The 26,229-nt window shown below is 63.4% G+C and carries 21 protein-coding genes; 14 read left to right on the plus strand and 7 right to left on the minus strand.

Annotated features, from left to right (window positions below; all coding sequences use genetic code 11):
- Positions 1–6: 6 nt before the first annotated feature.
- Together proC and ABI582_RS05570 are read right to left on the minus strand one after the other, a co-directional pair.
- The gene (gene proC, locus ABI582_RS05565; RefSeq protein WP_442118581.1) at positions 7–825 is read right to left on the minus strand and encodes a pyrroline-5-carboxylate reductase; all 819 of its coding nucleotides are present in this window, start codon (positions 823–825) and stop codon (positions 7–9) included.
- A gap of 38 nt (positions 826–863) precedes the next feature.
- On the minus strand, positions 864–1,550 hold the full coding sequence (locus tag ABI582_RS05570; protein ID WP_019472088.1) for a YggS family pyridoxal phosphate-dependent enzyme: 687 nt from the start codon (positions 1,548–1,550) through the stop codon (positions 864–866).
- A 65-nt stretch (positions 1,551–1,615) separates the two neighbouring features.
- On the opposite strand from ABI582_RS05570, the gene ABI582_RS05575 reads away from it, so the two are divergent.
- Positions 1,616–2,614: a type IV pilus twitching motility protein PilT gene (locus ABI582_RS05575; protein WP_442118582.1), complete on the plus strand. Its 999-nt coding sequence runs from the start codon at positions 1,616–1,618 to the stop codon at positions 2,612–2,614.
- 112 nt (positions 2,615–2,726) lie between these two features.
- Here the strand turns inward: ABI582_RS05575 and ABI582_RS05580 are convergent, their stop codons facing one another.
- The gene (locus tag ABI582_RS05580; protein WP_341797011.1) at positions 2,727–3,353 is read right to left on the minus strand and encodes a C40 family peptidase; all 627 of its coding nucleotides are present in this window, start codon (positions 3,351–3,353) and stop codon (positions 2,727–2,729) included.
- Between the two features lie 166 nt (positions 3,354–3,519).
- Between ABI582_RS05580 and ABI582_RS05585 the strand changes: the two genes are divergently transcribed.
- Positions 3,520–3,936 carry an NINE protein gene (locus tag ABI582_RS05585; RefSeq protein ID WP_258654274.1) on the plus strand — a complete coding sequence of 139 codons (417 nt, stop codon included), beginning with the start codon at positions 3,520–3,522 and terminating at the stop codon, positions 3,934–3,936.
- A 134-nt stretch (positions 3,937–4,070) separates the two neighbouring features.
- Here the strand turns inward: ABI582_RS05585 and ABI582_RS05590 are convergent, their stop codons facing one another.
- From ABI582_RS05590 to ABI582_RS05600, 3 genes are all read right to left on the minus strand, one after another.
- On the minus strand, positions 4,071–4,769 hold the full coding sequence (locus ABI582_RS05590; RefSeq protein WP_338745512.1) for an SPOR domain-containing protein: 699 nt from the start codon (positions 4,767–4,769) through the stop codon (positions 4,071–4,073).
- Between the two features lies 1 nt (position 4,770).
- Positions 4,771–6,507: an arginine--tRNA ligase gene (argS, locus tag ABI582_RS05595; RefSeq protein WP_442118583.1), complete on the minus strand. Its 1,737-nt coding sequence runs from the start codon at positions 6,505–6,507 to the stop codon at positions 4,771–4,773.
- A gap of 120 nt (positions 6,508–6,627) precedes the next feature.
- Positions 6,628–8,847 carry a primosomal protein N' gene (locus ABI582_RS05600; protein WP_442118622.1) on the minus strand — a complete coding sequence of 740 codons (2,220 nt, stop codon included), beginning with the start codon at positions 8,845–8,847 and terminating at the stop codon, positions 6,628–6,630.
- 167 nt (positions 8,848–9,014) lie between these two features.
- Here ABI582_RS05600 and rpmE point away from each other — a divergent pair, with 167 nt between their 5' ends.
- The 3 genes from rpmE to ABI582_RS05615 all read left to right on the plus strand — a co-directional run bounded on the left by rpmE (position 9,015) and on the right by ABI582_RS05615 (position 11,501).
- Complete coding sequence (gene rpmE / locus ABI582_RS05605) at positions 9,015–9,230, plus strand: 50S ribosomal protein L31 (RefSeq protein WP_016489630.1); 216 nt, start codon at positions 9,015–9,017, stop codon at positions 9,228–9,230.
- Between the two features lie 2 nt (positions 9,231–9,232).
- Positions 9,233–10,054 carry a thermonuclease family protein gene (locus ABI582_RS05610; RefSeq protein WP_442118584.1) on the plus strand — a complete coding sequence of 274 codons (822 nt, stop codon included), beginning with the start codon at positions 9,233–9,235 and terminating at the stop codon, positions 10,052–10,054.
- Positions 10,055–10,232: 178 nt separating this feature from the next.
- A complete protein-coding gene (locus tag ABI582_RS05615) occupies positions 10,233–11,501 on the plus strand; it encodes a malic enzyme-like NAD(P)-binding protein (protein WP_016502048.1) in 1,269 nt (422 codons plus the stop codon).
- 222 nt (positions 11,502–11,723) lie between these two features.
- On the opposite strand, the gene ABI582_RS05620 is transcribed toward ABI582_RS05615, so the two are convergent.
- Positions 11,724–14,177, minus strand: a complete 2,454-nt coding sequence (locus ABI582_RS05620) for a penicillin-binding protein 1A (RefSeq protein ID WP_442118585.1) — start codon at positions 14,175–14,177, stop codon at positions 11,724–11,726.
- 190 nt (positions 14,178–14,367) lie between these two features.
- Here ABI582_RS05620 and pilM point away from each other — a divergent pair, with 190 nt between their 5' ends.
- The 9 genes from pilM to gltB all read left to right on the plus strand — a co-directional run bounded on the left by pilM (position 14,368) and on the right by gltB (position 26,144).
- Positions 14,368–15,249: a type IV pilus biogenesis protein PilM gene (pilM, locus tag ABI582_RS05625; RefSeq protein ID WP_442118586.1), complete on the plus strand. Its 882-nt coding sequence runs from the start codon at positions 14,368–14,370 to the stop codon at positions 15,247–15,249.
- On the plus strand, positions 15,246–15,782 hold the full coding sequence (locus ABI582_RS05630; protein WP_442118587.1) for a PilN domain-containing protein: 537 nt from the start codon (positions 15,246–15,248) through the stop codon (positions 15,780–15,782). The genes pilM and ABI582_RS05630 overlap by 4 nt, the downstream gene beginning before the upstream one ends.
- 11 nt (positions 15,783–15,793) lie before the next feature.
- On the plus strand, positions 15,794–16,795 hold the full coding sequence (locus tag ABI582_RS05635) for a pilus assembly protein PilP (protein WP_442118623.1): 1,002 nt from the start codon (positions 15,794–15,796) through the stop codon (positions 16,793–16,795).
- Positions 16,719–17,987, plus strand: coding sequence for a type IV pilus secretin PilQ (locus tag ABI582_RS05640; protein ID WP_442118588.1), 1,269 nt, complete (start codon positions 16,719–16,721; stop codon positions 17,985–17,987). Before ABI582_RS05635 ends, ABI582_RS05640 begins: the two co-directional genes overlap by 77 nt.
- A 4-nt stretch (positions 17,988–17,991) precedes the next feature.
- Positions 17,992–18,510, plus strand: coding sequence for a shikimate kinase AroK (gene aroK / locus ABI582_RS05645; protein WP_024717571.1), 519 nt, complete (start codon positions 17,992–17,994; stop codon positions 18,508–18,510).
- Between the two features lie 97 nt (positions 18,511–18,607).
- Complete coding sequence (aroB, locus tag ABI582_RS05650) at positions 18,608–19,705, plus strand: 3-dehydroquinate synthase (RefSeq protein WP_442118589.1); 1,098 nt, start codon at positions 18,608–18,610, stop codon at positions 19,703–19,705.
- Positions 19,706–19,720: 15 nt separating this feature from the next.
- Positions 19,721–21,325 (plus strand): SPOR domain-containing protein, encoded by a 1,605-nt coding sequence (locus ABI582_RS05655; RefSeq protein ID WP_241799554.1) that lies wholly within the window; start codon positions 19,721–19,723, stop codon positions 21,323–21,325.
- Between the two features lie 129 nt (positions 21,326–21,454).
- Positions 21,455–21,679, plus strand: coding sequence for a hypothetical protein (locus ABI582_RS05660; RefSeq protein WP_338745505.1), 225 nt, complete (start codon positions 21,455–21,457; stop codon positions 21,677–21,679).
- A gap of 19 nt (positions 21,680–21,698) precedes the next feature.
- Entirely contained in the window at positions 21,699–26,144 is a 4,446-nt protein-coding gene (gene gltB, locus ABI582_RS05665) for a glutamate synthase large subunit (RefSeq protein ID WP_442118590.1), read from the plus strand.
- The last annotated feature ends 85 nt before the right edge of the window (positions 26,145–26,229 follow it).

Consider the following 26,229-nt stretch of genomic DNA (forward strand, 5'->3'; position numbering starts at 1 on the left):
AGCTCCTTATTTGCCCAGTTGTTCGGCCAGCTCGGCGGAGCGCGTGGCCGCGGCCCGCAGCGCCTGCTCGACGATGGCTTCGAAGCCGCTGGCCTGGAACGACTTGATCGCAGCTTCGGTGGTGCCGGCGGGCGAAGTGACGCGGCGGCGCAGCTCGGCGGCATCGACATCGCTGGCAACTGCCATGCGGGCAGCGCCAAGGGCGGTCTGCAAGGTCAGCTGGGAAGCGGTTTCACGGGGCAGGCCGAGTTTTTCGCCTGCGGCGGTCATGGCCTCGATCAGCAGGAAGAAGTACGCAGGGCCGCTGCCGGATACAGCGGTCACCGCGTCCAGTTGTTGTTCCTGCTCCAGCCACAGGGCGGTGCCGACGGCCGACAGCAGCTGTTCGGCCTGCTGGCGCTGCTCGTCCGACACTTCAGCAGTGGCGTACAGGCCGCTTACGCCCTGGCGCAGCAGCGCAGGGGTATTGGGCATGCAGCGCACCACCGGGCGAGTGCCCACCCAGCTTTGCAGGCTGGCACAGGTGATGCCGGCGGCGATGGAAACGATCAGTTGGCCATCCTGCAGGTTGGGTTGCAGCGCCTGGCACACGGCTTTCATGACCTGCGGCTTGACCGCCAGCACGATGACGTCGGCGCCGTCGATGGCCTGGGCGTTGTTCTCGAACGTTTCGATGCCGTGCTCGGCCTGGATGCGGGTGCGGGTCTCGGCGCCCGGGTCGCTGGCGCGGATCTGCGAGGCGTCCAGGCCCTGGGCACGCAAACCACCGATCAGGCTGGCGGCCATGTTGCCGGCGCCGATAAAGGCAATACGTGTCTTGCTCATGTCAGGTCCTTGTGGGGAAGAGTGAGTAAAGCATGGAGTCAGTTTTGGCCGTAGTCGCGGGCACCAAACAGGGCGGTGCCGATGCGTACCCAGGTCGCACCTTGTGCGATAGCCGCCTCCAGGTCGTGGCTCATGCCCATGGACAGGGTGTCCAGGCCAAGGCCCAGGCTTTCCTGCAACTGGCGCAAACGGGCGAAGGCAGCCTCCTGGGCGGCGCGGTCGTCGGTGGGCTCGGGAATTGCCATCAACCCGCGCAAGCGCAGGTTGGGCAGCCCGGCGACGGCCTTGGCCAAGGCCGGAAGGTCAGCGGGGGCGCAGCCAGACTTGCTGTCTTCGCCACTCACGTTCACTTGCAGGCAGAGGTTCAGTGGCGCCAGGCCGGCAGGGCGCTGCTCGGACAGGCGTTGGGCAATTTTCAGGCGGTCCACGGAATGCACCCAGTCGAAATGCTCGGCGATGGCTTTGGTCTTGTTCGACTGAATGGGGCCGATGAAGTGCCAGATCAAGGGCAGGTCGCTTAGCGCCTGCTGCTTTGTCAGCGCTTCCTGTAGGTAGTTTTCCCCGACATCGCGCACGCCAGCGGCGTGGATTTCGCGAATGGCGCTGGCGGGCTTGGTCTTGCTCACGGCCAGCAACTGGACGCTGGCCGGATCGCGCCCGGCAGCCTGGGCAGCGCTGGCGATACGGGCGGAAATAGCGGAAAGGTTGTCTGCTAGGGTGGACATGGACGGATGCCGGCGGCTGTAGGGTCTGCGGCATTCTACCTACTTGAAGGCCTTTGGGGAGTCTCATGGATGTGACCGACCTGTTGGCCCGGGCCGTGGATGCGGGGGCTTCGGACCTGCACCTGGCGGCGGGCCAGATCCCGATGCTGCGCCTTGAGGGTGACTTGCAACGCATGAATTTGCCGGCGCTGATGCCGGCAGACCTGGCCGAAGGCATGGCGCCCTTGCTGGCTGAACACCAACGGCGGCAGTGGGCCGAGGGCGATGAGCTGGACCTGGCGCTTGAGTTGCCGGCGCTTGGCCGCTTTCGGCTGAACCTGTTTCGCCAACTGAACGGCCCTGGGGTTACCTTCAGGCTGATCCCGGGGCGGATCGCCACGCTGGATGAGCTCGACCTGGGGGATGTGTATCAAGCTGTTGCGCAATGCACTGATGGCCTGATCCTGGTAGGTGGGCCTACCGGCAGTGGCAAGTCCAGCACCCTGGCGACGTTGATCGACCAGCTGAACCGCGAACGCGCGCTGCACATCATCACCCTCGAAGACCCGGTCGAAGTTATCCACAGCCGCCAGCGCAGCCTGATCAACCAGCGTGAGATTGGCCGCCATAGCGGCGGCTTCGCCCAGGGGCTGCGCAGTGCGCTGCGCCAGGACCCGGATGTGATCATGATCGGTGAGCTACGTGACCTGGAAAGCGTTCGCCTGGCCTTGCGCGCAGCCGAGACCGGGCACCTGGTGCTGGCGACCGTGCATACGCGATCGGCGGCCAGCAGCGTTGACCGGTTGGTGGAGGTGTTTGCTGCCGAGGAAAAGCCCTTGGTGCGGGCGATGTTGGCCGAGTCGTTGCGCCTTGTGGTGGCGCAGGTACTGTTCAGGCGTGCGGGCGGTGGGCGGGTGGCGGCGCGGGAAGTGCTGGTGGCGACGCCGGCGGTGCGCAACCTGGTGCGGGAGGGGCGAATGGCGCAGTTGTGTTCGGTGATGCAGGCGGGTGGTGCAGAAGGGATGCGGACGATGGAGGGGGCAATGCGGGAGCTGAGAGAGAAGGGGCTGATCAAAGACCTATAGTGCCTGTTCTGGCCTCTTCGCGGGTAAACCCGCTCCCACAAGTACGAAGCAGCCTTTGAAGACTGTGCGGTCCCTGTGGGAGCGGGTTCACCCGCGAAAGGGCCGGGCCTGCTCAGCGCTTGGCCAGGTTCAGCTGCTGCTGTTCCTTCGGCAGCACCCGCTTGGCTACTACGTAGTGCTTTTGCCAGTAGGGCTTGCTCAGGTTGTCGATGCTTACCCGCTTGCCACGCCGTGGTGCGTGGATGAAGCGGTCGTTGCCCAGGTAGATGGCAACATGGTTTACCCGACGGCTCTTGATGTTGAAGAAGATCAGGTCACCAGGCTTCAGGTCACCCTTGGCTACCTTGACGCCGTGGCCTTGGGCCATGGCATTGGAGGTGCGCGGCAGGTCGACGTCGGCGACATCGTTGAAGGCGTATTTCACCAGCCCGCTGCAGTCAAAGCCTTTTTTCGGGCTGCTGCCACCCCAAACATAAGGGGTACCGAGCACATTAACCGCACGGCTAAGCACATCGCTGCTCTGCTTCGGCGACATCGCAGCGACTGGCAAGCCGCGGTTGCTGGCGGCATTACTGGGGCGTGCGCGCAGGGCGGTCTGCTTGACCGGCGCGTGTTTCACCGAGGCATTGGTGGTATAGCCGGTGAAACCATTGGGAAGACGTTGCTCACGATTGGTGGCGTGGGCGGCCAGGGGCAATAATAGGCAGAGGGTCAGCCATGTCTTGATCAAAGGCGGCATAGATGAAGCTCTTATGAATAGTTATGTGTTGGGCGCGCAACTTTATAACAGCTTTTTGATCAATCTTTGATCCGTTGGTCGATTGCCCAGGTGCCGTACGTCGGCCTGCGACGAGAAAGTCACATTTTTTTTTAGAAAATTTTCGGATAACCCACGAGGGCTACGCATGAACAGTTATCAACAGGGGGCGCCCTTTCACGACACCCATAGCAAGACCATTGGTTACCTGCTGTGGATTTTTGGCTTCACCGGGTCGCATCGTTTCTATTACGGCAAGCCGATTACCGGGACCATCTGGTTCTTTACCTTCGGCCTGCTGGGCATTGGTTGGCTGATCGACCTGTTTCTGATCCCGTCCATGGACCGTGAAGCCGATCTGAGGTTCCAGTCCGGCCGTATCGACTACAACATCGCCTGGGTTCTGCTGACCTTCCTTGGGGTGTTTGGCCTGCATCGGCTGTATCAGGGCAAGTGGATCACCGCGATCATCTACTTCTTTACCGGCGGCTTGTTCCTGGTGGGCGTGCTGTACGACTTCTGGACCCTGAACAGCCAGGTGTCCGAGCGAAATGCCTTGCGTTGAAATGCTTCGCGGGTAAACCCGCTTCCACAGGCGCCGTAAACCCTGTGGGAGCGGGTTCACCCGCGAAGAGGCCATGAGCGCCCATGAAAAAGGCCTTGTCGTACCGAAACGACAAGGCCTTTTTTTCTGCTGGGTTACTGCCGGGTCTGCCGCTGTTGCAGCAACAGGTTGCTGAACCCAGCCCCGGCCAGTTGCTTCTGCGCCCCGGTCAGTTGCTCACGGTTGCTGAACGGCCCGACCAATACGCGGTACCAGGTCTCGTCCTTGACCGTACCCGACTCCACCTTCACCGACTGGCCCAGCAGGATGATCTGCGCGCGGACCTTGTCGGCATCGGCCTGCTTGCGGAACGAGCCGGCCTGCAGGAAGTACTGGGTGGTCGCAGCCGGCTTGATCACCGGTGGTGGCGGTGGCGGGGTCTGGCCCAGCAACGCCGCCTGGGCCCGCGCGGTGTCGATTTTTGCCGCTTCTGCCGGTGTCACCGGGGTCACCGGCTGGGCCGGTACCGGTGGCGTCTTCTCTGGTACCGCTTCTGGCGGCACGATCACCTCAGACTCCGGCAGCAGGGTGTAGAAGTCGTACTTCGGCTTCACCGGCTGCTGTGGGGTGGCCTGCGCAGGCTTGCTGGCTTCGGTCACTTTTTCCGTCTTCTGCTGCTCGGGCTTGGCACGCTTGATGTCTTCGCCCCCCGGCTCGAGCTTCATCAGGAACACGATGAACGCGCCTACGGTGAGGCCGACGGCCATCCATATCCAACCAGGGATCGGCTGTTTGGCCGGTGCCGTCTGGCGGCTGGCGCCGCGTTTTGGGGCGGGTTTTTTCTTGGCAGCCAACTTACATGCGCTCCAGGGTTTCCAGGCCGAGCAGTTCCAGACCTTGTTTGAGGGTGCGGCCGGTCAGGGCGGCCAGGCGCAAGCGGCTTTGCTGTTGCTCCGGGGTTTCGGCGGCGAGGATCGGGCAGTTCTCGTAGAAGCTGGAGAACAGCCCGGCCAGGTCGTACAGGTAGCTGCACAGCACGTGCGGCGTGCCTTTTTCGGCGACGCTGTTGAGGGTTTCGCCAAACTGCGCCAGGCGCGCAGCCAGGTCCTGCTCGTGGGCGGCCTGCAGCACGATCTTGCCGTCGACTTCGTCAAAGCCCTTGCCCAGCTTGCGGAACACGCCGGCTACGCGGGTGTAGGCGTACAGCAGGTACGGGGCGGTGTTGCCTTCGAAGTTGAGCATCAGCTCGAAGTTGAAGCTGTAGTCGCTGGTGCGGTGCTTGGACAGGTCGGCGTATTTCACCGCGCCAATGCCAACCACTTCGCCGATGTGGCGCAGATCTTCGTCGGCCAGGCTCGGGTTCTTTTCCTTGACCAGCGCGTAGGCGCGCTCCTTGGCCTCGGTGAGCAGGTCGATCAGCTTGACGGTGCCACCGTCGCGGGTCTTGAACGGGCGGCCGTCGGCGCCGTTCATGGTGCCGAAGCCCATGTGCTCCATCTGCATCGGGTGGCCGACAAAGCCTGCCCGGCGCGCTACTTCGAACACCTGGTTGAAGTGCAGGGCCTGGCGCTGGTCGACAAAGTACAGGGCGCGGTCAGCGTGGAGCACGTTGCTGCGGTAGCGCACGGCGGCCAGGTCGGTGGTGGCGTACAGGTAGCCGCCGTCGGCTTTCTGCACGATCACCGGCAGGGGTTCGCCTTCGCTGTTCTTGAATTCATCAAGGAATACGCACTGGGCGCCTTGGTCCTCGACCAGCAGGCCCTTGGCCTTGAGGTCGGCCACCACGTTGGCCAGGTCGTCGTTGTAGGCGCTTTCGCCCATCACGTCGGCCATGGTCAGCTTGACGTTGAGCAGCTCGTAGGTCTTCTGGCAGTGCGACAGCGAGATGTCCTTGAAGCGGGTCCACAGGGCCAGGCACTCAGGGTCGCCGGCTTGCAGTTTGACCACCAGGCCACGGGCGCGCGTGGCGAACTCTTCCGATTCGTCGAAGCGTTTCTTCGCCGCCCGGTAGAAGTTCTCCAGGTCCGACAGCTCGTCGCTGGTGATCGGGTTTTCCTGCAGGTAGGCCATCAGCATGCCGAACTGGGTGCCCCAGTCGCCGACGTGGTTCTGGCGAATGACATTGTCACCCAAGAACTCCAGCACGCGTGCGACGCTGTCACCGATGATGGTCGAGCGCAGGTGACCGACGTGCATCTCTTTGGCCAGGTTTGGCGCCGACATGTCGATGACGACCTTTTCCCGCGGGCCGGCCTTGCGCACGCCCAGGTGGTCATCGGCCAGGGCGGCGTCCAGGCGGTTGGCCAGGGCGTCGGTGTTCTGGAAGAAGTTGAGGAAGCCGGGGCCGGCGATTTCCACCTTGCTGATGTCGGCGCTGGCTGGCAGGGCGTTGATCAGTTTTTCGGCCAGGTCGCGTGGCTTCATGCCTGCCTGCTTGGCCAGCATCATGGCGATGTTGCTGGCGAAGTCGCCGTGGGTCTTGTCCCGGGCGTTTTCCACCTGGATCGCCGGCGACAGCCCTTCAGGCAGCACACCGTCGGTGACGAGTTGGGTGAGGGCTTGCTGGACCAGCTGGCGAATGGTGTCTTTCATGGGGATCTCTTTTCGACCGCAAGCGCGGTGAGCGCCTGGATGCGCAGGTGGAAAAACTGGGCATTATCCGTTGCCGGGAGCGGGTTGCCAACCTTTGGGGCTGCAAAGCAGCTCCAGACGTCAGTACAGGTCGACCGGGTCGACGTCCAGCGACCAGCGTACCTGGCGCCCGCTGGGCATCTGCTCCAACACTAGCAACCAGGCACTGATCAGTCGATGCAAAGGCGCCCGGGTATTGGCCTGTATCAACAGTTGCGCGCGGAAGCGCCCGGCACGGCGCTCCATGGGCGCCGGCACCGGGCCCAGCAGTTCGATGCCCGGCAGGCGCTGCTCGGCCACCAGGCGTTCGGCGGCGGCGCAGGCTTCGTCAAGGAAACCTTCGGCCTGCCCCGGCTTGTGCGCTTCGGCACGCAGCAGGGCCAGGTGGGAGTAGGGCGGCAGCCCGGCGACGCGGCGTTCGTCCAGGGCCTGTTCGGCAAAGGCAAAGTAGCCCTGCTCGGTAAGCTGCACCAGCAGCGGGTGGTCGGCCAGGTGGGTCTGGATGATGACCTTGCCTGGCTCTTCGGCCCGCCCGGCGCGCCCGGCCACCTGCACGATCAGCTGCGCCATGCGCTCGCCGGCGCGGAAATCGCCCGAGAACAGCCCGCCATCGGCATCGAGGATGGCCACCAGGGTCACTCGCGGGAAGTGGTGGCCCTTGGCAAGCATCTGCGTACCGACCAGGATGCTCGGCTGGCCGCGCTGTATGGTGTTGAACAGGTTGTGCATGGCGTCCTTGCGCGCCGTGCTGTCGCGGTCCACCCGCAGGATCGGGTAGTCCGGGAACAGCACCTTCAGGCGTTCTTCGGCACGCTCGGTGCCCGCACCGACCGGGCGCAGGTCCACGTGGTTGCACTGCGGGCACTGGTGCGGCAGGCGTTCGTCATAGCCGCAGTGGTGGCAGCGCAGCACGCCAGAACGCTGGTGCACGGTCATGCGTGCATCACAGCGCGGGCACTCGGACAGCCAGCCACAATCGTGGCACAGCAAGGTCGGGGCGAAGCCGCGGCGGTTGAGGAATACCAGCACTTGCTGGCCTGCCTCCAGGGTCTGGCGGATGGCTTGCTGCAGTGGGCCGCTGATACCGCTGTCCAGTGGCAGGCTCTTCACATCCAGGCGCAGCATGCGTGGCGGGCGGGCGCCACCGGCGCGCTGGTTCATGCGCAGCAGGCGGTAGCGGCCGGTCAGGGCGTTGTGCAGGGTCTCCAGCGACGGCGTGGCAGAACCTAGCAGGATCGGAATGTTCTCCTGGTGGGCGCGCACCAGTGCCAGGTCCCGGGCGTGGTAGCGCAGCCCTTCCTGCTGTTTATAAGAGCCGTCGTGCTCCTCGTCGATGATGATCAGGCCGGGGTTTTTCATCGGCGTGAACAATGCCGAGCGGGTGCCGATGATGATATCGGCCTCGCCGTCCCGGGCAGCCAGCCAGGCGTCCAGGCGCTCGCGGTCGTTCACCGCCGAATGCAGCAGCGCGATGCGGGCGTTGAAGCGTTGCTCGAAGCGCGCCAGGGTCTGCGGGCCAAGGTTGATCTCCGGGATCAGCACCAGCGCCTGCTTCCCGGCTTCCAGGGTTTCACGGATCAGCTGCAGGTAGACCTCGGTCTTGCCGCTGCCGGTGACACCGGCCAGCAGGAACGCGCCAAAGCCGCCAAAACCTTCGCGCACGGCGTCAAAGGCGTCGCGCTGCTCATCGTTGAGCGGCAATTCCGGCTGCGCCAGCCAGTGTTCGTGGCGTAGCGCCGGCAAGTGCCGGCGGACTTCAATCTGCACCAGCTCCTTGGCCAGCAGCAGGTCGAGGCTGTCCTTGTTCAGGTTGAGCTTGGCCAGCAGGCTGTGGGCCACGCCGTGCGGGTGCTGGGCCAGGGTCTTGAGGGCGTCGCGCTGGCGGGGCGCGCGGGCAATGCGCGGGTCTTCCAGGCGGGCGCCGGGGGCGACGTGCCAGAAGCGCTCCTGGCGCATCTCGGCAGGTTCGCCCTGGCGCAACAGCGTCGGCAGGGCCCAGCTCAGGGTGTCGCCCAGGCTGTGCTGGTAGTACTGGGCGGTCCACAGGCACAACTTGAACAGCGATGGCGGGATCGGCGATACCGGGTCGAGCAGGGCGCTGGCCGGCTTGAGCTTGTCGGCGGGCACCTCGCTCTCTGCGCACACCTCCACCAGCACGCCGATCATTTCGCGGCGGCCGAAGGGCACGCGTATGCGCATGCCTGGGCTCAAGGCCTGGCGCGCCATGCTCGCGGGTGCCTTGTAGTCGAACAGGCGACGCAGCGGGGAGGGCAGGGCAAGGCGCAGGATGACGTCGGGCACGCGGAAGGTCTCGGAGGGCGTATCAAAGACTGGCGAGCCTAGCAGACGACGGTCGGTGCAAGCGACAACTTGCACTGACGCAGCGCTCTGGTATTATTTGCCGCCTAATTACGTGCGGTATTCAACAATTGGTGTTGGATGGCGGCACGCAGCTCGAGGAAGCGACCATGAAAGAAGGTATCCACCCGAACTACGAAGTAGTTGCAGTCACCTGCAGCTGCGGCAACAAGTTCGAAAGCCGTTCGACCCTGGGCAACACCCTGTCGATCGACGTTTGCAACCTGTGCCACCCGTTCTACACCGGTAAGCAGAAAGTCCTGGACACCGGTGGTCGCGTACAGAAGTTCGCCGATCGCTTCGGCATGTTCGGTGCCAAGAAGTAATCATGCGCATGGCGAACCCCTCGGGTTTCGCATTGCTGCACAAAAAAGCGCCCCTTGTGGGCGCTTTTTTTATGGGCGTCATCTGGCATTTCCCAGCCTTGGCGTTCTGCCCTCTGCCGCAGCAGCCCCAGCAAGTGCTGGTGCGCCAGGTCGTCGATGGCGATACCTTGCGCCTGGTCGATGGCCGCAGCGTGCGCCTGATCGGCATCAATGCCCCGGAAATCGGCCGCAAGGGGCGTACCAGCGAACCCTATGCCGAGGCCGCCAGGCGGCGCCTTAAAGCGCTGGTCAACGCCAGTGATGGGCGTGTCGGGCTGGTGCCAGGCGTTGAGGGAAAAGACAAATATGGCCGCACCCTGGCGCATATCTACGGCCTTGGTGGAGACAATCTGGAAGCTCGGTTGCTCAGCGAGGGGTTGGGCTACCGCGTGGCTATCGCCCCCAATGTAAGCCTCAGCGGCTGCCAGCAGGTTGCCGAGCAAGCGGCGCGCAAGGGCGGCGTTGGTGTGTGGCGGCGCTCGCCCGTGGTGCCAGCAGGTGCTGTCAGGCAGTCGGGTTTCGCTGTGATCGGTGGCCGCATCACGGGTATCGAGCGCAACCGTGGCGGGGTCTGGCTGACCCTGGACGACACGGTGGTGCTGCAGGTTCCCGCTCGTCTGCAACGCAACTTCCCCGCCAGCTTCTTCGATAACCTCAAGGGACGCCAGGTCGAAGCACGTGGCTGGGTGCTGGACCGTTCCCGCAAGGGCGGGCTTAAGCCTGGGCAGCGACGCTGGGTGTTGCCATTGACCGATCCGAGCATGTTGGAGCGTTTTTCAGGCTAAAAGATGTAGACATTTCGCTATTGGATTGTACACACTGTGAGCCGTATGCCCCCGTGGGTTATAGCGTAAAGTCGTAGGCTAAAGGCCTTGACACAAGTGACCGACCAGTCTTGTGACTCCCCGGCTCTTTGCGTATCCTCGGCGGTCCGTCAGAACAGTAAATAGCGGAATGCCCACCATGTCAGACCTGAAAACCGCCGCTCTCGAATACCACGCTCAACCTCGTCCGGGGAAACTGAGCGTCGAACTCTCCAAGCCCACTGCCACCGCCCGTGACCTCGCCCTGGCCTACAGCCCAGGTGTTGCTGAGCCCGTGCGTGAAATCGGCCGTGATCCAGAGCTGGCTTACAAATACACCGGCAAAGGCAACCTGGTTGCGGTGATTTCCGATGGCACCGCCATCCTCGGTCTGGGTGACCTCGGCCCACTGGCTTCCAAGCCGGTCATGGAGGGCAAGGGTGTTCTGTTCAAGCGTTTCGCTGGTATTGACGTGTTCGACATCGAAGTCGAATCGGAAAGCCCGCAAGCGTTCATCGACACCGTTCGCCGTATCTCGATCACCTTCGGTGGCATCAACCTCGAAGACATCAAGGCACCTGAGTGCTTCGAAATCGAGCGCACCCTGATCGAACAGTGCGACATTCCAGTGTTCCACGATGACCAGCACGGCACCGCAATCGTAACCGCGGCCGGCATGATCAACGCCCTGGAAATCGCTGGCAAAAAACTCGAAGACGCCAAGATCGTCTGCCTGGGTGCCGGCGCTGCCGCCATCTCCTGCATGAAGTTGCTGGTGAGCATGGGTGGCAAGGTCGAAAACATCTACATGATCGACCGCAGCGGTGTCATCCACGCTGGCCGTGACGACCTGAACCAGTACAAGGCTCAATTCGCCCACGCTACCGACAAGCGCACCCTGGCTGACGCGCTCGACGGTGCTGACGTGTTCGTAGGCCTGTCCGGCCCGAACCTGCTGAGCCCAGAAGGCCTGAAGTCGATGGCTGCCAACCCGATCGTGTTCGCCTGCTCGAACCCGGATCCGGAAATCTCGCCAGAGCTGGCCCACGCCACTCGCAACGATGTGATCATGGCCACCGGTCGTTCCGACTACCCGAACCAGGTCAACAACGTACTGGGCTTCCCGTTCATCTTCCGTGGTGCCCTGGACGTTCGTGCCAAGCGTATCAACGAAGAAATGAAGATCGCCGCCGCCATCGCCCTGAAGGACCTGGCCAAGCTGCCAGTGCCGAAAGAAGTGTGCGAAGCCTACGGTGTCGAAGGCCTGGAGTTCGGTCGTGAGTACATCATTCCGAAGCCGCTGGACGCACGCCTGATCACCGTCGTTTCCGACGCAGTGGCCAAGGCCGCTATCGAATCCGGCGTGGCTACCCTGCCGTATCCGAAGCACTACCCGCTGACCAGCGTGGATGAAGTGTTCAACGGCTGATTGCCGCTGTAGCGACACAAAAAAGCCCCGGCTCGCATGAGCCGGGGCTTTTTGTTGGCCGTTGTCCCGATTAACGCGGTCCCTGTAGGAGCGGCCTTGCGTCGCGAAAGGGGTGCGAAGCGCCCCCATATTTATGCATCAAGCAAAAATTGCTGGGGCCGCTGTGCGGCCCTTTCGCGACGCAAGGCCGCTCCTACAGGGACCGCGTTGGTCGGGTGGGTATCAGAACAGATCCATCGGCGCTGCTTCATCGGCCGGCAGCGGGCTGCCCGGTGCTGCGCCATTGCCCAGTTCATCCACCGAGGGTGGCGAATCTTCGGCCTTGAACAGCTCGAAGAAGGCATTCGGCGTGCTCGGGGAGGCAGCGCGGCCGCTGATCGGGTCGACGCGCAGGCTGAGGATGCCTTCCGGTTCTGCTGGCGCATGCGCCGGCTTGTCCTTGAGCGCCGCGCCCATGAAGCTCATCCAGATCGGCAGCGCCGCCGTGCCGCCGTACTCGCGGCGGCCAAGGGTTTCCGGCTGGTCGAAACCGACCCATACGGTGGTCACGTAATCGGCGTTGTAGCCGGAGAACCAGGCGTCCTTGGACTCGTTGGTAGTACCGGTCTTGCCCGCCAGGTCGGTGCGGCCCAGGGCCAGCGCCCGGCGGCCGGTACCGCGCTTGATCACGTCCTGCAGCATGCTGGTGAGGATGTAGGTGGTGCGCCCGTCGACGATCTGTTCAGCCACAGCCGGCGTTTGCGGTGCAGCGGCTACCTGGTTGAAGGCGGATGGCGCCTCACCTGGCATGGCAGCAGTGCTGATTGGCTGTTCGGGTGCCGCCAGGCCAGCCTGGTCCTCGGCACCCTGCGGTACGCGGGGCGGGTTGGCGGTAAACAGGGTTTCGCCGTTGCGGCTTTCGATACGGTCGATCAGGTACGGGGTGATCTTGTAGCCGCCGTTGGCAAAGGTGCTCCAGCCTGTGGCGATTTCCATCGGGGTCAGGGTGGCGGTGCCCAGGGCCAGCGACAGGTTGCGCGGCAGGTCCTGCTTGTTGAAGCCGAACTTGGCGATGTAGTCGATGGTGCGGTCTACACCCATGGCCTGCAGCAAGCGGATCGACACCAGGTTGCGCGACTTGTACAGCGCTTCGCGCATACGGATCGGGCCGAGGAAGGTATTGGTGTCGTTCTTCGGCCGCCATACTTTGTCCACGGATTCGTCGACGAACACGATCGGCGCATCGTTGACCAGGGTGGATGCCGTGTAGCCGCTGTCCAGCGCAGCACTGTAGATGAACGGCTTGAAGCTCGAGCCCGGCTGGCGCTTGGCCTGCATGGCACGGTTATAGTTGCTCTGCTCGAACGAGAAGCCGCCAACCAGCGCGCGGATGGCACCGTTGTAAGGGTCGAGGGTGACCAGGGCGCTTTGCGCACCAGGCACCTGGCTGAACTTGAGCTTGCCATCTTCCAGGCGCTGCAGGCGCACCAGGTCACCGACCTGTGCCACGTCGGCCGGCGACTGCGGTGAGCGGCCCTGTGCGTTACTGTTGATGAACGGGCGCGCCCATTTCATTGTGTCCCAGGCAACTTCGGCTTGCTGGCCGTCCCGGGTCAGTACCTGGAGGCCGGTTTTGTCGACATGGGTGACGATGGCTGGCTCCAGGCCGCCAAGGATGCGCTGCTTGCCCAGCTCCTGCAGCCAGGCTGCCTGGGTGCGGCCCGGGAAGCGTGCTTCGGGGCCACGATAGCCGTGGCGTTCGTCGTAATCAGACAGGCCTTTGAGAATGGCGTTGTTGGCCATGTCCTGCATGTCGCTGGGCACCGTGGTGGTGACGCGGAAGCCTTCGGTGTAGGCGTCGCTGCCGTAGCGGCCGACCATTTCGGCGCGGGCCATTTCGGCGATGTAAGGCGCATTCACCTCAGGCGTCGGCACGTGGTAGCTGGCATTGAGCGGCTCGGCCAGGGCGGTCTGGTAGCTGGCCTGGTCGATCTTGCCCAGCTTGTACATGCGGCCGAGGATCCAGTCGCGGCGCTCCTTGGCGCGCACCGGGTTGGCCAGCGGGTTGAAGCGTGACGGTGCCTTGGGCAAGCCGGCGATCATCGCCATCTGCGCCAGGCTCACGTCGCGGATCGATTTGCCGTAGTACACCTGCGCGGCGGCATCGATGCCGTAGGCGCGGTTGCCCAGGTAGATCTTGTTCACGTACAGCTCAAGGATTTCGTCCTTGGTCAGCTCACGCTCGATCTGCAGGGCCAGCAGGATCTCGTTGGTCTTGCGCGAGAAGCTGCGTTCGCTGGTGAGGAAGAAGTTCTTCGCCACCTGCATGGTGATGGTGCTGCCGCCGGTCTGGATGTGCCCGGTTTTCACCAGCTGGGTCGCTGCACGCATCAGGCTGCTGGGGTCGACACCGTAGTGATTGAGGAAATTGTCGTCCTCGGCTGACAGAAGCGCCTGAATGAACTGTGGCGGAATTTCCGCGAAACGGATCGGCGAGCGGCGCATTTCGCCGAATTCGGCAATCAGTTTGCCGTCGCTGCTGTACACCCTGAGGGGGATCTGCAACTGGATGCTTCTGAGGGACTCGACCGAGGGCAGGCTGGGGCTAAGATACAGAAACGCACCGCTCACACCGAGTACGAGCGCGCAAATGACTGCGACGGAAGACCACCAGAAGAACTTCAGCAGACGTATCAAGGCTTTTCGGTGTCCAGGTTGAGAGTGGGTTGCACGCAGGCCCGGCGGACCAGAAAGCGCTGGGCATTATAAGCATTTTTTCGCCTCTCCGGGTTACCGGCCAGGCTGCCCGTCGCCTCGATGGGCAGGCCGGGCCGAGTGTTGACGCGGGGTGGCGACCGACCGCTGCAGCAGGCAGCAAGGAAGCCGCATGTTAGGACGCTTTGGCAAGGATGCCAGTTCACTCGTGGGGGTGGAAATCGCCCCTGACGCTGTTCGTGTTGTGCAACTTCAGCGGCGCAATCGGCGCTGCCGGGTGCTTGCATCGGCACAAGAGCCGTTCGAATTACCGGCAGGCAAGGATTGGGTCGCGGAGCCCGCTACCGTGGTGGCAGCCCTGCGCCGTGCCTACCTGCGCAGCGGCCTCAGGCAGCGTCGGGTAGCGTTGGCGTTACCGGCCAGCCAGGTGATCTGCAAGCGGTGTCATTTACCGGTGGAGCAGGCCGGGGCAGAACTGGAGACGCAGTTGCTGGCCGATGCCGAGCGGCTGTTTCCGTTTCCGTTGGAGGACCTGGCCCTGGACTTTCAAGTATTGGGGGCATCCCCCACGCAACCGGGGTGCGCCGAGGTGATGGTGGCCGCGTGTCGGCAAAGTGCGTTGGCGTGTCTTGATGCCATCGTCAAAGAGGCCGGGTTGCAACTGGAGGCTATCGAGGTCGACAACATTGCCTTGTGCCGCATGTTGCCCGAGGGCTGCCTCGAAGGATCGGCACTGCTGCGGGTCGAAGCGCACAGCGCAGTGCTTTATGACTGGCAGCCGGGCCGGCCCTACCAGCGTCGTGAACTTCAAGTGCAGGGGCTGAACAACATGGGGCAGTTGTCGGAGCAACTGCATGCGCTGCTTGCCGATGAGCATTTGCCTGGTGGCCTGTGGATTACCAGCAGCTCATCGATGGACCCAGGCTGGTTGCAAAGCCTTGGTCACCAGCTGACTACGCCGTGTAGGCATTTACCTGGCCTTAAGGGGCTGGAACACGTTGACGGCACGCTGCTCCTCGCGTGCGCCCTGGCACTTGGAGGGTTGCGCCCATGATGCGGCTCAACCTGATGCCCTGGCGTGAACGGCAGCGTGAGGCGGCGCTTCGGCGCTTTCGCACCCAGCTGATTGCCGGCGCACTGCTGGCGCTGTGCGCCGTGACGCTGGTCGACCAGTTGGCCCGTCAGCGCGGGCAGCAACAGGCGGTGGCCAATGCTCAGCACCATGCCGCCCTTGAGGTGTTGGCCGAGCAACTGCAGCCGCTGGCTGATGTGCTTGCACAGCATGACGCACTCTTCGCCCGCTCGGCAGCGCTGGAGGGCTTGCGTGCCCAGCAGGGTGTTCTGGGCGATGTATTTGCTGACCTCGAAAGGGCGCTACCGGGTGGGGTCCAGCTACTCGACCTCAGCCTGGAAAGCGGCCATCTGCAGATGACCGGGCTGGCTACGTCCGGCGCCGTGGTTGCGCAGTTCATGCGCGATCTGGATCGGTCGGGAGTTCTGCTCGATCTGGCGCTCAAGCGCGTCAGGAGCGTGCCGGGTGGCGATGAATTTCTGCTGGTTGCGCGCGTTTCGGCGTTCTGGTCGTGAATGCAGCGCCGATCCGCGCCTGGCTGGCGGTAGCCGAGCGTTCCAGAAGCATCAGGCGTATCGCGCCAGTGCTGGTCGCTGTGCTGGTGTTCGGCCTGGGTTGTGCGTTTCGCCTGCCGGCAGGGTTACAGCAGCAGGCGCAGGAGGCGGCCAGGCACGCCACATTGAACGTGCAGCAGGCAGCCAGTGCGGCGCAGCTGGTCGAGCTGGAGCGAGTACAGGCGTCTGTGGTTTTTGCCGAGCGGCGGTTGCTGGAGGCTCACTGGTTCCTGGCCGCTGGGGAGGGCATGAGTGACCTGCTGGACCGCCTGGCGGCTTCTGGGCATGCACATGGCTTGCTGGTCGAGCGGTTCGACGTACAAGAAGCCGAGCAACAGGCAGGCTATCGGAAAGTGCCGCTGGAAGTACGGGTGGTGGGGCGTTACGTGGACTTGCGTCAGTGGCTGGGTGACTGGCTGGGCCAGGCACGCCTGCTGCGCAGCGGTGACATGAACCTGGCCGCAGTCGAGGGTCAGCCCGGCCTGTTGCGTCTGCGACTGCGGGTCGATGCCTTCCAGGCCACCGAGCCTGTACCGGCACCTGACGTGCTTGCGCATATGCCGTCCATGGCCGCGACGCCAGTGCCTGTGGTCGACCCCTTCGCGCCAGGGGCGACGCGAACGGCTGGCTCCGGGCTGGCCAGCCTGCCGCTGGCGCAACTGGAAATGGTCGGCAGCCTGTCGCGAGGTGCGGCGCATGAGGCTCTGCTGATGGCGGCTGGCAGGCTCTACCGCGTGCGGGCAGGTGAGCGCTTGGGGCGTAACCAGGGTGTGGTGGCGCGAATTGATCAAGGCCAGGTCGAAGTGCACGAACGGCTATTCATGGCAGGGGTGTGGCACGAGCGCACGGCGTTCATCACCCTTGCAAAGCGCGTGGGCAAGGAGGCCTCGAACCAGAATGAAGAGAGTCATGAAATGGATGTTGGCAGCCCTGCTGCCGATCCCGCTGGTGTGGGCGACGCCTTACCAGGGTGAACCCCTGTCGTTGAATTTCCAGGATGTGGAGGTGCGTTCGGTGCTGCAGGTGCTGGCCGATTATGCGGGCGTCAACCTGGTTGCCAGCGATGACGTGCAGGGCAACGTGACCTTGAGGTTGCAGGACGTGCCCTGGGACCAGGCGCTTGACCTGGTGCTGCGCAGCAAGGGCCTTGCCCGGCAGCAAGAGGGCAATGTGCTACTGGTGGCGCCTGCGGCAGCGTTTGCCCCGCAGTCGTTCGATGCCCATCCGGGCCTGTTGCCGGATGCACAAATGCAGCCGTTACGCCGTGAATTGATACCGATCCACCATGCCAGCGCTGCCGATCTGGTTGAGCTGTTGATGACCAGCCTGGCGGATGACAGCACACTCGCCGTTCGTGGCAGCCTGGGTGTCGATGAGCGCACCAACACCCTGGTGGCGCACCAGTCCGCCGAGCGCCTGGCCGAATTGCGGCAACTGGTTGCACAGCTGGATATGCCGGTGCGCCAGGTGGCGATCGAGGCGCGTATCGTCGAGGCCAACGTCAATTACGAAAAAAGCCTGGGGGTGCGTTGGGGCGGGCCGCTGTACGGTGAAAACCTGCGCCCAGGCAAGGAACTGTTCATCGACCTGGGCGTGGAGCGGGCGGGTAGCAACGTCGGCCTGGGCCTGCTGCGTGGCGACGTGCTGCTCGACCTGGAGCTCAGTGCCATGGAAAAAAGCGGCAACGGCGAAATCATCTCGCAGCCCAAGGTGGTCACGGCCGACAAGGAAACGGCCAGGATCCTCAAAGGCACCGAGGTGCCTTACCAGGAAACCAGCAAGAGCGGCGCCACCTCGGTCGCCTTTCGCGAAGCCTCGCTGTCGCTGGAGGTAACCCCGCAAATTACCCCGGACAACAAGGTGATCATGGCGGTCAGGGTGACCAAGGATGAGCCGGATTACGTCAATGCCTTGAACAACGTACCGCCGATCCGCAAGAACGAGGTGAACGCCAAGGTTCGCGTGGCGGACGGCGAAACGATCGTGATCGGTGGCGTGTACTCGACTTCGCAAAACAATGTGGTCGACAAGGTGCCATTTTTAGGCGATCTGCCGTATGTTGGGCGGCTGTTTCGACGCGATGCATTACAAGAGAAAAAATCCGAGCTGCTGGTCTTCCTGACTCCGCGTATCATGAGTGACCAGGCGATTGCTGTGAGTCGTTGATTCTGTGCGAAATTTGATACTTGTGGGGCCCATGGGCGCTGGTAAAAGCACCATCGGACGCCTATTGGCCAAAGAGCTGCGCCTGCTGTTCAAGGATTCCGACAAGGAAATCGAACTGCGATGCGGCGCCAACATCCCGTGGATTTTCGACAAGGAAGGCGAGCCGGGTTTCCGTGAGCGCGAGCAGGCGATGATCGCCGAACTGTGCGCACTTGACGGCGTGGTCCTGGCCACCGGCGGTGGCGCGGTGATGCGCGAAGCCAACCGCCAGGCATTGCGCCGGGGCGGCCGGGTGATCTACCTGCATGCCTCGGTGGAACAGCAGGTTGGCCGTACCGCGCGTGATCGCAATCGCCCGCTGCTGCGCACCGCCAACCCCGAGGCGACCTTGCGCGCCCTGCTGGAAGCCCGCGACCCGCTCTACCGCGAGATCGCCGACGTGGTGGTGGAAACCGACGAGCGGCCGCCACGCATGGTGGTGATCGATATTCTCGAACGCTTGCAGCAGTTGCCGCCCCGTTAACCCGGGACTATTCTCGGCCACCAGCGCCGAGGCGAGGTTCAACGATAGCGCGTGGGTTGCCCGAATGGCGCCGCGCCCAAGTACATTGTGGGGATACATGCAGACACTTAAGGTCGACCTGGGCGAGCGCAGCTACCCGATCTACATTGGCGAAGGCCTGCTGGACCAGCCCGAGTTGCTGGTGCCGCACATTGCCGGCCGGCAGGTCGCCATCGTTTCCAACGAGACCGTCGCGCCCCTGTATCTCGAACGCCTGAGCAAGACCCTGGGTGCCTACTCGGTGCTGCCGGTGGTTTTGCCCGATGGCGAAGCCCACAAGAACTGGGAAACCCTGCAGCTGATCTTCGACGGCCTGCTGACAGCCCGCCATGATCGTCGCACTACTGTGGTTGCCCTGGGCGGCGGCGTGATCGGTGACATGGCCGGCTTCGCCGCCGCCTGCTACCAGCGCGGTGTCGATTTCATCCAGGTGCCGACCACCCTGCTGTCCCAGGTCGACTCGTCGGTGGGCGGCAAGACCGGTATCAACCACCCGCTGGGCAAGAACATGGTCGGTGCCTTCTATCAGCCCAATGCAGTGCTGATCGATACCACCAGCCTGAAGACCCTGCCGGCGCGCGAACTGTCTGCTGGCCTGGCCGAAGTGATCAAGTACGGCCTGATTTGCGACAAGCCGTTTCTCGGCTGGCTCGAAGACAATATGCAAGCCCTGCGCGCTCTCGACTCGGCAGCCCTGACCGAAGCCATCCGCCGCTCCTGCGCGGCCAAGGCCGCAGTGGTCGGTGCCGACGAGCGCGAGTCTGGCGTACGGGCCACCCTGAACCTGGGGCATACCTTCGGGCACGCCATCGAGACCCACATGGGCTACGGCGTGTGGCTGCACGGCGAAGCCGTGGCAGCGGGCACGGTGATGGCCCTGGAAATGTCCATGCGCCTTGGCTGGATCGACCAGGCCGAGCGTGATCGCGGAATCCGCCTGTTGCAGGACGCAGGTTTGCCGGTGGTGCCACCACAGGAAATGACCCCGGCGCATTTCATGGAGCACATGGCGGTCGACAAGAAAGTGATCGACGGTCGCCTGCGTCTGGTGCTGTTGCGCCAGATGGGCGAGGCCGTTGTGACCGACGACTATCCGAAAGAGATTCTTCAGGCCACGCTGTCGGCGGATTACCGCGCGATCGTGGCCCAGCTTTGAGGTTGTGACAGCGCAATGACCAGTTTGCATGCCGATGAGGCCTTTCTCGACCATTACCAGTTGAGCCACGATCCGTTCGCGCCCCGTGTGCCCGGCTTCAAGTTCTTCCCGGCCCAGCGCAAGCCTGTGCTTGGCCAACTGCACCACCTGGCCCGCTACAGTCAGCTGATGCTGGTGGTCAGCGGCCCGCTGGGCAGCGGCAAGTCGCTGCTGCGCCAGGCCCTGGTGGCCAGCACCAACAAGCAGGCTGTGCAGAGTGTGGTGGTGTCTGCCCGCAGTGCCAGCGATGCTTCCAGCATGCTTGCGCAGGTCGCTCAGGACCTGGGTGTGGCCCAGCCCGAAGTGCAGGCGATCCTGTCCAAGGTGGTGCAGCTGGCACTGACCGGGCAGGAAGTGTATTTGCTGGTGGACGATGCGGAACAACTCGACGAGTCGGCACTCCAAGCGTTGCTGGAGTTGGCGGCGGGGGTACCGGAAGGGCGCCCGCACGTGTTCCTGTTCGGTGAGCCTTCACTGATTGCCGGGCTGGATGAGCTCAATGTCGAGGAAGAACGCTTCCACATCATCGAACTTGCCCCCTACAGTGAAGAAGAAACCCGCGAGTACCTGGAGCAGCGCCTGGAAGGGGCTGGCCGGGGCATCGAGGTGTTCAGCCGTGAACAGATCGTCGATATCCATGAACACTCCGACGGCTGGCCTGGCAACATCAACCAGGTCGCCCGTGACACTTTGATCGAAGCCATGATCGCCAGCCGTTCGACGGTCAAGCGACCATCCATGGGGTTCAAGATGCCTAAAAAACATGTGCTCGCGCTGTCCGCTGTGGTCGTGGTCGCTGTTGCGGCCGCGGTGTTGATGCCCAAGAAAGGCGACAAGCCACCGGCTGAGGCGCCGGCCGCCCAGGCCCAGTTGCCGCTTGGCGACGGCAAGCAGGGTGCCAATATCGAGTTCTCCGGCTCTTCCCAGCCGATGCCGCTGCCGCTGGTTGGCCAGTCCCAGCCAGTAATGCGCGAACCGCTGGCCCAGGCCGCGGGCATGGGTGAGGGTGAAGAAGGCAGCCCGGCGGGTGACACTGCCCTGCAGCCTGGCAACCCGCCGCCAACCGTAACCACCATTGCGCCGCCGCAAGGTGTGCCGGCTGGCCCGGCGCCTGCGCCTGCACAGCCTGTGGCCACTGCGCCGGTGCAGCCGGTTGCGCCTGCGCCGAAGCCTGTTGCAACCCAGCCTGCGAAGCCGGTTGCACCTGCCAAGCCTGCACCTGCGCCAACCCAGGTCGCCGTGGCCAAGCCTGCCGCCAAACCTGCCGAGAAACCCGCCGCCACTGGCAGTGGCAACAGCGGCTGGTACTCCGGGCAGAAACCGGGCAATTACGTTGTGCAAATCCTGGGTACCAGCTCCGAGGCCTCGGCCCAGGCGTTCGTAAAAGCCCAGGGTGGCGACTATCGCTACTTCAAGAAGAACCTGCAGGGCAAGCCGCTGTACGTAGTCACCTACGGCAGCTTCGCCAACCGCGATGCAGCGGTTGCGGCAATCAAGAACTTGCCAGAGAAGGTCCAGGCTGGTAAACCTTGGCCACGTACCGTCGGCAGCGTCCAACAAGAGCTGGCCACGGCCCGCTGATACCTTCCGGGCGGCATCACCCCGCCGCCCAGTTGCTGAGCGATTACTGACTTTCGAATAGCCTGCTGCGTTTCAACGCGGCAGGCTTTTCTGTCCCAGACTGCCGGCCACAAGCCCCTAGTTGCAGTCATGGCTGAAACGCTTCAGACTCGAGCCAAGCCGCTATCACGGCGCATGGCGCAAAAACATTCAAAATTGCGACATAAATTTTCAATGGTGAGACATGAAAATTTGTGGGCATCGCTGTCGCTGTGCAACAATGGTTTTCCATGGCCACCGCAAAAAAGCTGGCGTTTGATCGGCGTGGATGGTAAGTGGTTGTTAAAAAAGAGATTTGCCTCCGTTGAGAGGTGAACCTGGTGAGAATGTGTCTATGAAAACAGGTCTGTACCATCCCGAAGAATTCAAGGACAACTGTGGTTTTGGCCTGATCGCCCATATGACGGGCGAACCGAGCCACCACCTTCTGCAAACCGCCATGCAGGCGCTGACTTGCATGACCCACCGCGGCGGTATCAACGCCGACGGCAAGACCGGCGACGGTTGCGGTCTGCTCATGCAGAAGCCCGATCAATTCCTGCGAGCCGTGGCCCAGGAACACTTCGCCGTCGAACTGCCCAAGCAGTACGCCGTCGGCATGGTGTTCTTCAACCAGGACCCGGTCAAAGCCGAAGCTGCCCGCGCCAACATGGACCGCGAAATCCTCGCCGCTGGCCTGAAACTGGTCGGCTGGCGCAAGGTCCCGATCGACACCAGCGTACTCGGCCGCCTGGCCCTGGAGCGCCTGCCGCAGATCGAGCAGGTGTTCATCGGCGGTGAAGGCCTGAGTGACCAGGAGTTCGCCATCAAGCTGTTCAGTGCCCGTCGCCGTTCGTCGGTGGCTAACGCCCACGACAGCGACCACTACATCTGCAGCTTCTCGCACAAGACCATCATCTACAAAGGCCTGATGATGCCGCGCGATCTCGCGGCGTTTTATCCAGACCTGGATGACGAGCGCCTGCAAACCGCGATCTGCGTGTTCCACCAGCGCTTCTCCACCAACACCCTGCCGAAATGGCCGCTGGCGCAGCCGTTCCGCTTCCTCGCCCACAACGGCGAGATCAACACCATCACCGGCAACCGCAACTGGGCCATGGCCCGTCGCACCAAGTTCGCCAATGACCAGATCCCCGACCTCGAAGAGCTCGGCCCGCTGGTCAACCGCGTCGGTTCCGACTCGTCGAGCATGGACAACATGCTGGAGCTGATGGTGACCGGTGGCATCGACCTGTTCCGCGGCGTGCGCATGCTGGTACCGCCAGCCTGGCAGAACGTCGAGACCATGGACGCCGACCTGCGCGCCTTCTACGAATACAACTCCATGCACATGGAGCCGTGGGATGGCCCGGCCGGTATCGTCATGACCGAAGGCCGCCACGCGGTGTGCCTGCTCGACCGCAACGGCCTGCGCCCGGCGCGCTGGGTGACCACCACCAATGGCTACATCACCATCGCCTCGGAAATCGGCGTATGGGGTTACCAGCCTGAGGAAGTGCTGGCCAAGGGCCGTGTCGGCCCAGGCCAGATCCTTGCCGTGGACACTGAAACCGGCCAGATCCTCGACACCGACGCCATCGACAACCGCCTGAAGTCGCGCCACCCGTACAAGCGTTGGCTGCGTCAGCACGCCACCCGTATCCAGGCGACCTTGACCGACGACCAGGGCGCGGCCAGCTACGACGCTGACCAGCTCAAGCAATACATGAAGATGTTCCAGGTCACCTTCGAAGAGCGTGACCAGGTGCTGCGCCCGCTGGGTGAACAGGGCCAGGAAGCCGTTGGTTCGATGGGTGACGACACGCCGATGGCCGTGCTGTCGCAGCGTGTGCGTTCGCCTTTCGACTTCTTCCGCCAGCAGTTCGCCCAGGTGACCAACCCACCGATCGACCCGCTGCGCGAAGCCATCGTGATGTCGCTGGAGATCTGCCTGGGAGCCGAGCGCAATATCTTCCAGGAATCCCCGGAGCACGCTTCGCGGGTGATCCTCAGCTCGCCGGTCATTTCGCCCGCCAAGTGGCGTTCGCTGATGAACCTGGAGCGCGAAGGTTTCGACCGTCAGCTGATCGACCTCAACTATGAGCAGAGCGTCGGCCTGGAAGCGGCCATTCGCAACATCGCCGACCAGGCTGAAGAAGCCGTGCGCGCTGGCAAGACCCAGCTGGTGCTGAGCGACCGCTACATCGCCCCGGGCAAGCTGCCGGTGCACGCTTCGCTGGCCGTTGGCGCGGTACACCACCGCCTGACCGAACAGGGCCTGCGTTGCGACAGCAACATCCTGGTAGAAACCGCTACTGCCCGTGACCCGCATCACTTCGCCGTGCTGCTGGGCTTTGGTGCCTCGGCTGTCTACCCGTACCTGGCGTATGAAGTGCTGGCTGACCTGATTCGTACCGGCGAAGTGCTGGGCGACCTGGACGAAGTGTTCAAGTACTACCGCAAGGGCATCTCCAAGGGCCTGCTGAAGATCCTGTCGAAGATGGGTATCTCCACCATCGCCTCGTACCGTGGTGCTCAGCTGTTCGAAGCCATCGGCCTGGCCGAAGAAGTGGTCGGCCTGAGCTTCAAGGGCGTGTCCAGCCGAATCAAGGGCGCGCGTTTCGTAGACCTGGAAAGCGACCAGAAGCTGCTGGCGGCCGAAGCCTGGAGCGCGCGCAAGCCGATCCAGCAAGGTGGCCTGCTGAAGTTCGTCCACGGTGGCGAGTACCACGCCTACAACCCGGACGTGGTCAACACCCTGCAAGCCGCCGTGCAGCAGGGCGACTACGCCAAGTTCAAGGAATACACCACGCTGGTCGACCAGCGCCCGGTGTCGATGATCCGCGACCTGCTCAAGGTGAAAGTGGCCGACCAGCCACTGGCGCTGGAGCAGATCGAGCCGCTGGAGGCCATCCTCAAGCGTTTCGACTCCGCCGGTATCTCGCTGGGTGCACTGTCGCCAGAGGCTCACGAAGCGCTGGCCGAGGCCATGAACCGCCTGGGCGCGCGTTCCAACTCGGGTGAAGGCGGTGAAGACCCGTCCCGCTACGGCACCATCAAGAGCTCCAAGATCAAGCAGGTGGCCACCGGCCGCTTTGGTGTGACCCCGGAATACCTGGTCAACGCCGAAGTGCTGCAGATCAAGGTTGCCCAGGGCGCCAAGCCGGGTGAAGGCGGCCAGCTGCCGGGCGGCAAGGTCAACGGCCTGATCGCCAAGCTGCGTTATGCGGTACCGGGCGTGACCCTGATCTCGCCGCCGCCGCACCACGACATCTATTCGATCGAAGACCTGGCCCAGCTGATCTACGACCTCAAGCAGGTCAACCCGCAGGCCCTGGTATCGGTCAAGCTGGTGGCAGAAGCCGGCGTGGGCACCATCGCCGCTGGCGTGGCCAAGGCCTATGCCGACCTGATCACCATCTCCGGTTATGACGGTGGTACCGGTGCTTCGCCGCTGACCTCGATCAAGTACGCCGGCGCCCCGTGGGAACTGGGCCTGGCCGAAACCCACCAGACCCTGCGCGGCAACGACCTGCGCGGCAAGGTTCGGGTACAGACCGACGGCGGCCTGAAAACCGGCCTGGACGTGATCAAGGCGGCCATCCTCGGCGCCGAAAGCTTCGGCTTCGGCACCGCGCCAATGATCGCCCTGGGCTGCAAGTACCTGCGCATCTGCCACCTGAACAACTGCGCCACCGGCGTGGCCACCCAGAACGACAAGCTGCGCAAGGACCACTACATCGGCACCGTCGACATGGTGATCAACTTCTTCACCTTCGTCGCTGAAGAAACCCGTGAGTGGCTGGCCAAGCTGGGCGTGCGCAGCCTGGGCGAGCTGATCGGCCGTACCGACCTGTTCGAAATGCTGCCAGGCGATACCGAGCGCCAGCAGTACCTGGACCTCTCGCCGCTGCTGGGCAGCTCGCACATCCCGGCAGACAAGCCGCAGTTCTGCGAAGTCGACAAGAACCCGCCGTTCGACAAAGGCGAGCTGGCCGAGAAGATGGTGGACATGGCCCTGCCGGCGATCCGCGATCAGGCCGGTGGCGAGTTCAACCTCGACATCTGCAACTGCGACCGTTCCATCGGTGCCCGTATCTCTGGCGAAATCGCCAAGCTGTACGGCAACCAGGGCATGGCCGCCAACCCGATCACCTTCCGCTTCAAGGGTACTGCCGGCCAGAGCTTCGGCGTATGGAACGCCGGTGGCCTGAACCTGCACCTGCAAGGCGATGCCAACGACTACGTCGGCAAGGGCATGACCGGTGGCAAGGTCACCATCGTGCCGCCAGCCGGCAGCCCGTTCGAAACCCAGCACAGCGCCATCGTCGGCAACACCTGCCTGTACGGTGCCACTGGCGGCAAGCTGTTTGCCGCGGGCACTGCGGGCGAGCGCTTCGCTGTGCGTAACTCCGGCGCCCACGCTGTTGTCGAGGGCACTGGCGATCACTGCTGTGAGTACATGACCGGCGGCTTTGTCTGCGTCCTGGGCAAGACCGGTTACAACTTCGGTTCTGGCATGACTGGCGGCTTCGCCTACGTGCTCGACATGGACAATAGCTTCGTCGACAAGCTCAACCACGAGCTGGTGGAAATCCAGCGTATCAGTGGTGAAGCAATGGAGGCCTACCGCAGCCACCTGGCGCGCGTCCTTGGCGAGTATGTGGAAGAAACCGGCAGCGAGTGGGGGCGTGAGCTCTCGGAGAACCTGGACGACTACGTGCGGCGCTTCTGGCTGGTGAAGCCGAAGGCAGCCAACCTGAAGCAACTGTTGTCCAGCACCCGTGCCAACCCGCAGTAAAAACAGCTGCAAGTGGCAAGCCTCAAGCTGCACGTAAAGGCAGTACGAGGTTTGCCCGGCTTAAGTGATCGTCTTGCGGCTTGCA

Source organism: Pseudomonas sp. SAS7, from assembly GCF_052112345.1.
Taxonomy (GTDB): domain Bacteria; phylum Pseudomonadota; class Gammaproteobacteria; order Pseudomonadales; family Pseudomonadaceae; genus Aquipseudomonas; species Aquipseudomonas putida_Q.